Source organism: Enterobacter sp. 3U4 (assembly GCF_057224565.1).
Map to the genome: position 1 here is coordinate 4,354,955 of NZ_CP136665.1, position 12,041 is coordinate 4,366,995.

Here is a 12,041-nt window from a genome sequence, read left to right on the forward strand (position 1 = left end):
AACGTAGGGCAAACGCGCCCAATCTGTTACACTTCACGAACATTTTACTGATAAGCAGGCTCTAAGATGGCTGACGAATCACAAGACACAACGCACTTTGGCTTTCAGACTGTCGCCAAAGCGCAGAAAGCTGACATGGTGGCCCATGTATTTCATTCCGTGGCGGCGAAGTACGATGTGATGAATGACCTGATGTCGTTCGGCATTCATCGCTTGTGGAAGCGCTTCACCATTGACTGTAGTGGCGTACGTCGTGGACAAACGGTGCTGGATTTAGCCGGCGGTACGGGCGATTTAACCGCGAAATTCTCCCGTCTGGTGGGCGAAACCGGCCGCGTTGTTCTTGCCGATATTAATGACTCCATGCTGAAAATGGGACGCGAAAAGCTGCGTAACATCGGCGTGGTGGGGAATGTAGAATATGTGCAGGCAAATGCCGAAGCGCTGCCGTTCCCGGACAATACCTTTGACTGCATCACGATCTCCTTCGGTCTGCGTAACGTGACCGACAAAGAAAAAGCGCTGCGCTCCATGTACCGCGTGCTGAAACCGGGTGGACGTCTGCTGGTTCTGGAGTTCTCCAAACCGATTATTGAGCCGCTGAGCAAAGCTTACGACGCCTACTCCTTCCACGTGCTGCCGCGCATCGGTGAGCTGGTGGCTAACGACGCTGAAAGCTACCGCTATCTGGCTGAATCTATCCGTATGCACCCGGATCAGGACACATTAAAAGCCATGATGCAGGATGCAGAATTTGAAAATGTTGAATATTTCAACCTGACGGCGGGTGTCGTCGCGCTGCATCGCGGTTACAAATTCTGAGTGGAGGTGTCCCGTGCCCTTTAAACCCTTAGTCTCCGCAGGCATCGAGAATGTACTGAACGCTTTCCTCTATCGCGCCCCGGCGCTGAAAGCTGCGCGTCAGCGGCTAAACGGGAAGGTATTGCGCATTGTTTTAAAAGAGTTCTCGACGCCGCTAGTACTGGTATTCAGCGAACGCCAGCTTGACGTACTGGGGGAGTGGGAAGGTGAAGCCGACTGCTCGGTCATCACGCACATGAGCGTGCTGCCAAAACTGCGCGATCGTCAGCAATTAACGGCGCTTATCCGCAGCGGTGAGCTTGAAGTGGAAGGCGACATTCAGGTCGTGCAGAACTTCGTTGCGCTCACCGATCTGGCGGAGTTCGATCCGGCAGAGCTGCTCGCGCCTTTTATCGGCGACATCGCCGCCGAAGGGATCGGGAAAGTCCTTCATGGTGGCGCCTCCTTTGCGCGTAAAAGCCTCCAACGCCAGCAACGCTATACGGCGGAAGTGCTGACTGAGGAGTGGCGAATGGCGCCCGGACCACTGGAAGTTGCGTGGTTTGCGGAAGAGACCGCTGCTATTGAACGCGCGGTTGATGCGTTAACCAAACGGCTGGAAAAACTGGAGGGCAAATGACGCCTGGTGAAATTCGGCGCCTCTATTTTATTATTCGCACCTTTTTGAGCTACGGGCTCGACGAGCTTATCCCCAAAATGCGTATCACGCTGCCGCTTCGCATCTGGCGGCGGATGCTCTTCTGGATGCCTAATCGCCATAAAGGTCAGCCGCTGGGTGAGCGTCTGCGCCTGGCGCTACAGGAGCTCGGTCCGGTTTGGATTAAATTCGGACAGATGCTGTCGACACGCCGCGATCTCTTCCCGCCTCTGATTGCCGATGAGCTCGCGATGCTGCAGGATCGTGTCGCACCGTTTGACGGCGCGCGCGCGAAAAAGCAAATCGAAGAGGCGATGGGAAATGTACCCGTCGAGACCTGGTTTGACGATTTCGACATTAAGCCACTGGCATCGGCCTCTATCGCACAGGTGCACACCGCGCGTCTGAAAGAAAACGGCAAAGAAGTCGTTATTAAGGTCATTCGTCCGGACATCCTGCCAATCATCAAAGCGGACATGAAGCTAATTTATCGGCTGGCGCGCTGGGTGCCACGCTTGCTGCCGGACGGACGTCGCCTTCGTCCACTGGAAGTGGTGCGGGAATATGAAAAAACGCTGATTGATGAGCTAAACCTGCTGCGCGAATCGGCGAATGCCATTCAGCTGCGTCGCAACTTTGAAAACAGCCCGATGCTCTATGTCCCTGAAGTCTATTCTGACTACTGCAGCCAGAACATGATGGTGATGGAGCGTATCTACGGTATTCCTGTTTCGGATGTGGTGGCCCTGGAGAAACAAGGAACGAACATGAAGCTCCTGGCCGAACGTGGCGTCCAGGTCTTCTTTACCCAGGTGTTCCGCGACAGCTTTTTCCATGCGGACATGCACCCGGGCAATATCTTCGTGAGCTACGAACATCCTGAGGATCCGAAGTATATCGGTATCGACTGCGGGATTGTGGGGTCGCTGAACAAAGAAGATAAACGGTATCTGGCTGAGAACTTCATCGCGTTCTTCAACCGCGACTACCGTAAGGTGGCCGAGCTGCACGTCGATTCCGGCTGGGTGCCGCCGGACACCAACGTCGAAGAGTTCGAGTTCGCGATCCGGACCGTTTGTGAACCGATTTTTGAAAAACCGCTGGCGGAAATCTCCTTCGGGCACGTGCTGTTAAACCTGTTCAACACGGCACGCCGCTTTAATATGGAAGTTCAGCCACAGCTAGTTTTACTTCAGAAAACATTACTTTACGTTGAGGGTGTAGGCCGACAGCTCTATCCTCAGTTAGACTTGTGGAAGACCGCGAAACCTTTCCTTGAATCGTGGATTAAGGATCAGGTTGGCATTCCGGCGCTGGTGCGCTCGCTGAAAGAGAAAGGCCCGTTCTGGATAGAAAAAATGCCTGAAATTCCTGAACTGGTTTATGACAGTTTGCGTCAGAGCAAGAATCTTCAGCACAGCATGGATAAAATCGCCCGCGAGCTTCAGTCCAGCCGTGTTCGCCAGGGACAGTCACGCTATCTCTTTGGGATTGGCGCAACGCTGCTGCTGAGCGGTACGCTGCTGCTGATCAACCGTCCGGACTGGCAGATGATGCCCGCCTGGCTGATGGCTGGTGGGGTGGTAGTCTGGCTGGCAGGCTGGCGAAAAACGCGCTAAGCATGCGTCGCTATCGACGGGTCGCATACGTATAATGCGACCTGACTCTTTAATCATCTATCCCTGAGGAACATGTATGGGTGGTATCAGTATCTGGCAATTGTTGATCATTGCCGTCATCGTCGTGCTGCTGTTTGGCACTAAAAAGCTCGGTTCTATTGGTTCCGATCTGGGCGCGTCTATCAAAGGCTTCAAGAAAGCGATGAGCGATGATGAGAGCAAGCAGGATAAAACCAGCCAGGACGCTGATTTTACTGCTAAATCCATCGCCGATAAGCAAGAAGAAGCCAAAAAGGAAGACGCTAAACGCCACGATAAAGAGCAGGTGTAAGTCGTGTTCGACATTGGTTTTGGTGAGCTCCTGCTGGTCTTTGTGATTGGCCTGATTGTGCTGGGGCCGCAGCGTCTGCCGGTGGCAGTGAAAACCGTTGCGGGCTGGGTTCGTGCGCTGAGATCGCTGGCATCGACCGTTCAGAATGAACTGGCGCAGGAGCTTAAGCTGCAGGAATTTCAGGAAAGCCTGAAAAAAGTCGAGAAGGCGAGCATGGATAATCTGACGCCGGAACTGAAAGCCTCAATGGATGAACTGCGTGAAGCGGCGGAATCCATGAAGCGCTCTTACAGCGTCAACGATCCTGAAAAAGCGAGCGACGAAGCGAACACCATCCATAACCCGGTGGTGAAGGGCAGCGAGGAGCAGCGCGAGGGCGTAACGCCAGCCAGCGCTGAACATCAGGCTGCCGCGCCAGAGCAGACGCCGCAGGAATCTGAAGTGAAAAAACAGGCGCAGCCGGAAGACCACGCGGTAAAAATGGCTGAAGCGAAGCCCGTCGCACCTGTTTCCGAATCATCCCCCTCGTCGAGTGATAAAGCGTAAACATGGCAGTAGATGATACTCAACCACTCATTACGCACCTCATTGAGCTGCGTAAGCGCCTGTTAAACTGCATTATTGCAGTTTTCGTTATTTTTCTATGCCTGGTTTATTTCGCCAACGATATCTACCAGGTTGTCTCTGCACCCTTAATTAAGCAGATGCCGCTGGGTGCAACGATGATTGCGACGGATGTGGCTTCTCCGTTCTTTACCCCCATCAAGCTGACCTTCTGGGTGTCGTTGATTGCCTCTGCACCGGTCATTCTTTACCAGGTATGGGCGTTTGTGGCGCCAGCACTGTATAAGCACGAACGAAAGCTGGTGATCCCGCTGCTGGTCTCGAGCTCGCTGCTGTTCTACATCGGCATGGCGTTTGCCTATTTCGTTGTCTTCCCGCTGGCCTTCGGCTTCCTTACGCATACCGCGCCGGAAGGGGTCCAGGTGTCGACGGACATCGCCAGCTATCTCAGCTTTGTGATGGCGCTGTTTATGGCGTTTGGCGTGGCATTCGAAGTGCCGGTGGCCATTGTGCTGCTTTGCTGGGTAGGGGTAACAACCCCGGATGACCTGCGTAAGAAGCGTCCGTATATCCTGGTGGGCGCCTTCGTGGTCGGCATGTTGCTGACACCACCGGATGTGTTCTCGCAGACGCTGCTGGCCATACCGATGTACTGTCTGTTTGAGGTTGGCGTCTTCTTCTCGCGTTTCTACGTGGGTAAAGGGCGTCGAGCGGATGACGAAGACGATATGTCCGACAAGACCACTGAAGAGTAAAACCAGCCGCCCGTCAGGGCGGTTGTTATATGGGGATTTGCATGTTTGATATCGGACTCAATCTGACCAGCTCGCAGTTTGCGAAAGATCGTGATGAGGTGGTTGCGCGCGCTTTAGCCGCCGGGGTGAAAGGGCTATTGCTGACGGGCACCAACCTGCATGAGAGCGAGCAGGCGCAGCAGCTGGCGCAACGCTACGAACGCTGCTGGTCTACCGCTGGCGTGCATCCACATGACAGCAGCCAGTGGACCCCTGAAAGTGGTGAAACCCTACACCGGCTGGCAAAGACACCAGAAGTGGTGGCGATTGGCGAATGCGGCCTCGATTTCAACCGTAACTTTTCCACGCCTGAAGAGCAGGAAAAGGCGTTTACTGCCCAGCTTGCGCTGGCGGCAGAGCTTGCAATGCCCGTATTTATACACTGCCGCGACGCGCATGAGCGTTTTCTGACTCTGCTTGATCCGTGGCTGGAGAAACTGCCCGGCGCGGTACTGCACTGCTTCACCGGTTCACGTCACGAAGCGCTGGACTGTCTGAAGCGAGGGCTTTATCTGGGTATAACCGGCTGGGTTTGCGATGAGCGTCGCGGGCTTGAACTTCGGGAGCTGTTGCCAGCGATCCCGGCAGACCGATTGCTCCTTGAAACCGATGCGCCTTATCTACTGCCGCGCGATATGAAACCCAAACCGGCATCGCGGCGAAATGAGCCCGCGTATCTGGGACACATTGTTGAGAGCGTTGCGAAGTGGCGCGGAGAGGATCCGCACTGGCTTTCGGCGCAGACGGATGACAACGTGCGTAATCTGTTCGGAATAAACGTTTAAAGCTTGCGGAAGTCGGTGTTTTTAACGCTCTGCAGCACCTGCTTGTTTAGCAGATTAAGCAACAGCATCGAGCGCGCTTCCCCGTCCGGCTCGGCAAAAATCGCCTGCAGGCCTTCGAAAGCGCCTTCGGTAATCACGACGCTATCGCCCGTATAAGGGGTTTCGGGGTCGGTGATCCCTTCAGGCTGCTGATAAACGGACAGCTGATGAATGACCGTCGACGGAACCGTTGCCGGGTGGGCGCCAAAACGAACGAAGTGGCTGACGCCGCGCGTTGCGCTGATGGTGGTGGTGTGGATGACTTCCGGGTCGAACTCCACGAACAGGTAGTTCGGGAACAACGGCTCACTGACGGTTGTGCGCTTCCCGCGCTGCATTTTTTCAAGCGTGATCACGGGCGTCAGGCAATTGACAGACTGACGTTCAAGATGTTCCTGCGCGCGCTGAAGTTGCCCGCGTTTGCAATACAGTAAATACCAGGCCTGCATAATCACTCTTTCCCTTAGTTCGGGGCGCAAGCATATCAAAACCCTGGCGGGATCGCTAAGTTGATTATAATGGGGGAAAATGGAACAGAACGCATAAGTTCACGCTTATTTAACAAAATTACAGCATCAAGCAGGCTTACGCCGTATAATGAAGCGCTTACAGAGAGGCCATGATTAACTGCATGAAATACCACGATCTCCGCGACTTCCTGACGCTGCTGGAAAAGCAGGGTGAACTCAAACGTATTACATTTCCTGTTGATCCTTATCTGGAGATGACAGAAATTGCTGACCGCACCCTGCGTGCCGGTGGCCCCGCATTACTGTTTGAAAATCCTAAAGGGTACTCAATGCCGGTGCTGTGCAACCTGTTTGGTACACCGCGTCGCGTCGCACTGGGGATGGGGCAGGAGGACGTCACGGCCCTGCGTGAAGTCGGTAAGCTGCTGGCCTTCCTGAAAGAGCCGGAACCGCCGAAAGGCTTCCGCGATCTGTTCGACAAACTGCCGCAGTTTAAGCAGGTGCTGAACATGCCCACTAAACGCCTGCGCGGCGCGCCGTGCCAGCAGAAGGTGCTGGAAGGCGATGCGGTTGATTTGACTAAAATCCCTATCATGCAGTGCTGGCCGGAAGATGCCGCGCCGCTGATCACCTGGGGACTGACCGTCACGCGCGGCCCGCACAAAGAGCGCCAAAATCTCGGTATTTACCGCCAGCAGCTGATTGGCAAGAATAAGCTCATCATGCGCTGGCTGTCGCATCGCGGCGGCGCGCTGGATTTCCAGGAGTGGTGCGCTGCGCACCCGGGTGAACGTTTCCCGGTGTCTGTCGCGCTGGGCGCCGATCCGGCCACCATTCTGGGAGCCGTCACCCCCGTACCGGATACGCTCTCGGAGTATGCCTTTGCAGGCCTGCTGCGCGGGACGAAAACGGAAGTTGTGAAGTGTATCTCTAACGATCTCGAAGTCCCGGCCAGCGCAGAAATTGTGCTGGAAGGTTACATTGAGCAGGGTGAAATGGCGCCAGAAGGCCCTTACGGCGACCACACCGGCTATTACAATGAAGTGGATAATTTCCCGGTGTTTACCGTGACGCACATTACGCAGCGTGAAGATGCGATTTATCACTCCACGTATACCGGACGTCCACCGGACGAACCGGCGGTGCTGGGCGTGGCGCTGAACGAAGTGTTTGTGCCGATCCTGCAAAAGCAGTTTCCGGAAATTGTTGATTTTTATCTGCCGCCTGAAGGATGCTCGTATCGTATGGCGGTGGTCACGATGAAGAAGCAGTATCCAGGTCATGCTAAACGCGTGATGATGGGCGTGTGGTCTTTCCTGCGCCAGTTTATGTATACCAAATTTGTTATTGTCTGCGATGATGACGTTAACGCCCGCGACTGGAATGACGTAATCTGGGCCATTACCACGCGAATGGACCCGGCGCGCGATACGGTGTTAGTCGAAAACACGCCGATTGATTACCTGGATTTTGCCTCGCCGGTTTCCGGTCTTGGCTCAAAGATGGGACTGGATGCCACAAATAAATGGCCTGGCGAAACCGACCGTGAATGGGGTCGCCCGATCAAAAAAGATCCTGCTGTGACCGCGCGCATTGACGCGATCTGGGACGAGCTGGCCATAATGAATAACGGTAAACCCTGAGCTGACCGTTAAGCCCTATAGACTTCCCGACAGAGAGAGCGAATGACAACCTTAAGCTGTAAAGTGACCTCGGTAGATGCCATCACCGACACCGTATATCGCGTCCGTTTAGTGCCAGAAGCGCCATTCTCTTTCCGCGCGGGTCAGTACCTGATGGTTGTGATGGATGAGCGTGATAAGCGTCCTTTCTCTATGGCCTCCACGCCAGCGGAGCAGGAATTTATTGAGCTTCATATTGGTGCGTCAGAGCTTAACCTGTATGCTATGGCCGTCATGGACCGCATTCTGAAAGAGCGCGAGATCGTAGTGGATATTCCGCACGGTGATGCGTGGCTGCGCGATGATGAAGACCGTCCGCTGATCCTGATTGCCGGTGGTACAGGTTTCTCCTACGTGCGCTCCATTCTGCTGACCGCGCTTGCGCGTAACCCGGACCGTGATATCACGATCTACTGGGGTGGCCGCGAAGAGAAACATCTGTACGACCTGTCTGAACTGGAAGCGCTGAGCGTCACTCATCCTAACCTGCGCATTGAGCCGGTGGTTGAGCAGCCTGAAGAGGGCTGGCGCGGGCGTAGCGGTACGGTGCTGACGGCGGTGCTGCAGGATCACGGTACGCTGGCGGGGCATGATATCTACATTGCAGGGCGCTTCGAGATGGCGAAAATCGCCCGCGATCTGTTCTGTAACGAACGTGACGCGCGTGAAGACCGGCTGTTTGGCGATGCGTTTGCCTTCATTTAAATAAAAAACCCGCCCCTGACAGGCGGGAAGAACGGCAACTAAACTCTTTCTCTTCGCCAGTGAAGCCAGTGGCGGTGAGATACCTATCGTAGGCCGGGAAAGCGCAGCGCCTCCCGGCAAAAGCCCGATGGCGCGATGCTTATCGGGCCTACGTTATAGCCTTACACTCTCTCAAATACCGTCGCGATACCCTGACCCAGCCCGATACACATCGTTGCCAGACCAAACTGGGCATCTTTGCGTTCCATCAGGTTGATCAGCGTCGTGCTGATACGCGCCCCGGAACAGCCCAGCGGGTGACCGAGGGCAATCGCGCCGCCGTTGAGGTTAATCTTCTCGTCGATCTGCTCCATCAGCCCCAGATCTTTAATGCACGGCAGGATCTGCGCGGCGAAGGCTTCGTTCATTTCGAACAGGTCGATGTCACTGGCGGTTAATCCCGCTTTTTTCAGCGCCAGCTTCGAGGCCGGAACCGGGCCGTAGCCCATGATTGAAGGATCGCAGCCCACGACCGCCATCGAACGTACCCGAGCGCGAGGGGTTAAGCCCAGCTCGCGGGCACGGCTTTCGCTCATCACCAGCATCGCGGCGGCACCGTCGGACAGCGCCGACGAAGTACCTGCCGTTACCGTACCGGTGACCGGATCAAACGCTGGGCGCAGGGTAGACAGCGCTTCTACAGTGGTTTCCGGGCGGATAACTTCGTCGTAGCTGAACTGCTTCAGAACGCCGTCTGCATCGTGGCCGCCGGTAGGGATGATCTCGTTCTTAAAGGCACCAGACTGCGTGGCGGCCCATGCGCGGGCGTGAGAGCGCGCGGCAAAGGCATCCTGCATTTCTCGGCTGATGCCGTGCAGACGAGAGAGCATCTCGGCGGTCAGACCCATCATTCCCGCGGCTTTCGCCACGTTACGGCTCATGCCTGGGTGGAAATCTACCCCGTGGCTCATCGGCACGTGACCCATATGCTCAACGCCGCCCACCAGACAGGCCTGCGCATCACCGGTCATGATCATGCGGGCCGCGTCGTGCAGCGCCTGCATTGACGAACCGCACAGGCGGTTAACGGTGACGGCCGGAACCGAGTGCGGAATTTCTGCCAGCAGCGACGCGTTGCGGGCGATGTTGAAGCCCTGCTCCAGGGTCTGCTGCACGCAGCCCCAGTAGATATCGTCGAGCGCAGCCGGATCCAGCGCCGGGTTGCGCGCCAGCAGGCTACGCATCAGGTGCGCGGAGAGGTCTTCCGCACGCACGTTACGGAACGCACCGCCTTTTGAACGGCCCATCGGGGTGCGAATCGCATCAACAATGACAACCTTTTCCATTGTGACTCCTTAAGCCGTTTTCAGCTCGCCAACCGGACGGGCTGGCTCAACTGCGGGATAGTAGGGTTCGTTATGGCGCGCTTTGTTACGCAGCCCTTCCGGCACCTCATACAGCGGGCCGAGGTGCTGATACTGCTGAGCCATATCGAGATAGCGGGCGCTGCCGAGCGTGTCCAGCCAGCGGAACGCGCCGCCGTGGAACGGAGGGAAGCCCAGGCCGTATACCAGCGCCATATCGGCTTCCGCCGGGCTGGCGATAATGCCTTCTTCGAGGCAACGCACCACTTCGTTGATCATCGGGATCATCATGCGGGCGATGATCTCATCGTCGGTGAAGTCGCGTTTTGGCTGGCTAACGTCGGCCAGCAGGCCATCCACCGCGGCATCTTCTTCTTTCTTCGGTTTGCCCTTGCTGTCTTCTTTATAGCGCCAGAAGCCCAGGCCGTTTTTCTGACCGAAGCGGTTAGCGTCGAACAGCGCGTCAATCGCGTCGCGATAGTCTTTCTGCATACGCTGCGGGAAGCCTGCCGCCATCACCGCCTGAGCGTGGTGGGCGGTATCAATGCCGACCACGTCCAGCAGATACGCCGGACCCATCGGCCAGCCGAACTGTTTTTCCATCACTTTGTCGATTTTGCGGAAGTCCGCGCCGTCGCGCAGCAGCTGGCTAAAACCGGCGAAGTAAGGGAACAGCACGCGGTTGACGAAAAAGCCTGGACAATCGTTAACGACGATCGGCGTTTTGCCCATCTTGCTGGCCCACGCCACCACTTTGGCGATGGTTTCGTCAGAGGTTTTTTCCCCACGGATCACTTCGACCAGCGGCATACGGTGTACCGGGTTGAAGAAGTGCATCCCGCAGAAGTTTTCCGGGCGCTTCAGCACGCTCGCCAGTTCGCTGATTGGAATGGTGGAGGTGTTAGAGGCCAGCACTGTATCCGGGCGAACCTTGTCTTCCGTTTCCGCCAGCACCGCTTTTTTAACTTTCGGGTTCTCGACGACGGCTTCGACCACCACGTCGACACGATCAAAACCGCTGTATTCCAGCACGGGCTGAATGGTGGAGATCACGCCTGCAAGCTTCAGACCGTCAATTTTTCCGCGTTCCAGCTGTTTGTTCAGCAGCTTGGCCGCTTCGGTCATGCCCAGCGTCAGGGATTTTTCGTTGATGTCTTTCATCACTACCGGCACGCCTTTCCAGGCCGACTGGTAAGCGATGCCGCCACCCATAATCCCCGCGCCGAGAACCGCCGCATGTTTTGGCGTCTCAACGTTTTTAGTCAGCTGTTTGGCTTTGCCTTTCACGAACTGATCGTTGAGGAAGATACCGACCAGCGCGCGGGCTTCATTGGTGTGCGCCAGCGGGACAAAGCTCTGATTTTCGAGCTTCAGCGCGTCATCGCGCCCGAGACGGGCAGCCGCTTCAATGGTTTTCACCGCCGTGATTGGCGCCGGGTAGTGTTTACCCGCCGTCTGCATCACCATGCCTTTGGCGATGGTGAAGCTCATGGTGGCTTCAATCTTGCTGAGTTTTAATGGTTCCAGCTTCGGCTGGCGTTTGGCTTTCCAGTCGAGATCGCCGTTAATCGCCTGACGCAGAATGGCGAGTGCGCCTTCAACCAGCTTCTCAGGCTTCACGACGCCGTCGACAAGGCCAATTTTCTGCGCCTGTTCTGCGCCGACGTCTTTACCTGCGGCAATGATCTCCAGCGCGCTGTCGGCACCGAGCATGCGTGGCATACGGACGGAGCCGCCAAAGCCCGGCATAATGCCCAGCTTGGTTTCCGGCAGGCCGATGCGCAGGTCCGGCGTCGCCAGACGGTAGTCGGTCGCCAGCACGCACTCGCAGCCACCGCCCAGCGCGTAGCCGTTAACGGCGGAAATGGTCGGGACAGGCAGATCTTCCAGACGATTAAAGACGCTGTTGGCGAAGTGCAGCCACTGGCTAAGCTGTTCTTCCGGCACCAGGAACAGCGAAAGAAATTCGGTGATATCGGCACCGACGATAAAGGCCGCTTTGTTTGAACGCAGCAGCAGCCCTTTTAATTCAGATTGTTTTTCAAGAACATCCAGCGCCTGGCCAAGACTGGCCACCGTCGCGGTATCAAGCTTGTTCACTGAGCCGGGGGCATCGAACACCAGTTCGGCAATGCCATCTTCCAGCCAGTTGAGGTACAGGGTGTCGCCTTTGTAGAGCATGTCAGTCTCCTGAATCCAGCAATTGGATCTGGTCATACCAGATGAATCGGAGTGTGGGATTTATGTTAA

At 56.1% G+C, this 12,041-nt stretch carries 12 protein-coding genes; 9 read left to right on the plus strand and 3 right to left on the minus strand.

Annotation, left to right across the window (positions count from 1 at the left end; all coding sequences use genetic code 11):
- Window positions 1–66 precede the first annotated feature (66 nt).
- From ubiE to tatD, 7 genes are all read left to right on the plus strand, one after another.
- On the plus strand, window positions 67–822 hold the full coding sequence (gene ubiE, locus RVY89_RS20705) for a bifunctional demethylmenaquinone methyltransferase/2-methoxy-6-polyprenyl-1,4-benzoquinol methylase UbiE (protein WP_371899704.1): 756 nt from the start codon (window positions 67–69) through the stop codon (window positions 820–822).
- A 13-nt stretch (window positions 823–835) separates the two neighbouring features.
- Window positions 836–1,441, plus strand: coding sequence for a ubiquinone biosynthesis protein UbiJ (ubiJ, locus tag RVY89_RS20710; RefSeq protein ID WP_484826332.1), 606 nt, complete (start codon window positions 836–838; stop codon window positions 1,439–1,441).
- Window positions 1,438–3,078: a ubiquinone biosynthesis regulatory protein kinase UbiB gene (gene ubiB / locus RVY89_RS20715; RefSeq protein WP_032641455.1), complete on the plus strand. Its 1,641-nt coding sequence runs from the start codon at window positions 1,438–1,440 to the stop codon at window positions 3,076–3,078. Before ubiJ ends, ubiB begins: the two co-directional genes overlap by 4 nt.
- Before the next feature lie 76 nt (window positions 3,079–3,154).
- Window positions 3,155–3,409, plus strand: coding sequence for a Sec-independent protein translocase subunit TatA (tatA, locus tag RVY89_RS20720; RefSeq protein WP_024908000.1), 255 nt, complete (start codon window positions 3,155–3,157; stop codon window positions 3,407–3,409).
- A gap of 3 nt (window positions 3,410–3,412) precedes the next feature.
- The gene (gene tatB, locus RVY89_RS20725) at window positions 3,413–3,955 is read left to right on the plus strand and encodes a Sec-independent protein translocase protein TatB (protein ID WP_484826333.1); all 543 of its coding nucleotides are present in this window, start codon (window positions 3,413–3,415) and stop codon (window positions 3,953–3,955) included.
- Window positions 3,956–3,957: 2 nt separating this feature from the next.
- Window positions 3,958–4,728, plus strand: coding sequence for a Sec-independent protein translocase subunit TatC (gene tatC / locus RVY89_RS20730; RefSeq protein WP_484826334.1), 771 nt, complete (start codon window positions 3,958–3,960; stop codon window positions 4,726–4,728).
- Window positions 4,729–4,769: 41 nt separating this feature from the next.
- Complete coding sequence (gene tatD, locus RVY89_RS20735; RefSeq protein WP_484826335.1) at window positions 4,770–5,552, plus strand: 3'-5' ssDNA/RNA exonuclease TatD; 783 nt, start codon at window positions 4,770–4,772, stop codon at window positions 5,550–5,552.
- On the opposite strand, the gene rfaH is transcribed toward tatD, so the two are convergent.
- Entirely contained in the window at window positions 5,549–6,040 is a 492-nt protein-coding gene (gene rfaH / locus RVY89_RS20740; RefSeq protein ID WP_023333788.1) for a transcription/translation regulatory transformer protein RfaH, read from the minus strand. The two genes, tatD and rfaH, sit on opposite strands and share 4 nt — an antisense overlap.
- Window positions 6,041–6,213: 173 nt before the next feature.
- Between rfaH and ubiD the strand changes: the two genes are divergently transcribed.
- Together ubiD and fre are read left to right on the plus strand one after the other, a co-directional pair.
- Window positions 6,214–7,704: a 4-hydroxy-3-polyprenylbenzoate decarboxylase gene (gene ubiD, locus RVY89_RS20745; RefSeq protein WP_484827966.1), complete on the plus strand. Its 1,491-nt coding sequence runs from the start codon at window positions 6,214–6,216 to the stop codon at window positions 7,702–7,704.
- Between the two features lie 42 nt (window positions 7,705–7,746).
- Entirely contained in the window at window positions 7,747–8,448 is a 702-nt protein-coding gene (gene fre, locus RVY89_RS20750; RefSeq protein WP_008501516.1) for an NAD(P)H-flavin reductase, read from the plus strand.
- A 161-nt stretch (window positions 8,449–8,609) separates the two neighbouring features.
- Here fre and fadA read toward each other — a convergent pair whose 3' ends face one another.
- A complete protein-coding gene (fadA, locus tag RVY89_RS20755; RefSeq protein ID WP_008501515.1) occupies window positions 8,610–9,773 on the minus strand; it encodes an acetyl-CoA C-acyltransferase FadA in 1,164 nt (387 codons plus the stop codon).
- A gap of 9 nt (window positions 9,774–9,782) precedes the next feature.
- On the minus strand, window positions 9,783–11,972 hold the full coding sequence (fadB, locus tag RVY89_RS20760; RefSeq protein ID WP_484826336.1) for a fatty acid oxidation complex subunit alpha FadB: 2,190 nt from the start codon (window positions 11,970–11,972) through the stop codon (window positions 9,783–9,785).
- Between the last annotated feature and the right edge of the window lie 69 nt (window positions 11,973–12,041).

Coding starts and splice junctions, on each gene's coding strand:
- ubiE (WP_371899704.1), top strand. CDS start 67: ATGGCTGACGAATCACAAGACACAACGCACTTTGGCTTTCAGACTGTC.
- ubiB (WP_032641455.1), top strand. CDS start 1,438: ATGACGCCTGGTGAAATTCGGCGCCTCTATTTTATTATTCGCACCTTT.
- tatA (WP_024908000.1), top strand. CDS start 3,155: ATGGGTGGTATCAGTATCTGGCAATTGTTGATCATTGCCGTCATCGTC.
- tatC (WP_484826334.1), top strand. CDS start 3,958: ATGGCAGTAGATGATACTCAACCACTCATTACGCACCTCATTGAGCTG.
- tatD (WP_484826335.1), top strand. CDS start 4,770: ATGTTTGATATCGGACTCAATCTGACCAGCTCGCAGTTTGCGAAAGAT.
- rfaH (WP_023333788.1), bottom strand. CDS start 6,040: ATGCAGGCCTGGTATTTACTGTATTGCAAACGCGGGCAACTTCAGCGC.
- fre (WP_008501516.1), top strand. CDS start 7,747: ATGACAACCTTAAGCTGTAAAGTGACCTCGGTAGATGCCATCACCGAC.
- fadA (WP_008501515.1), bottom strand. CDS start 9,773: ATGGAAAAGGTTGTCATTGTTGATGCGATTCGCACCCCGATGGGCCGT.
- fadB (WP_484826336.1), bottom strand. CDS start 11,972: ATGCTCTACAAAGGCGACACCCTGTACCTCAACTGGCTGGAAGATGGC.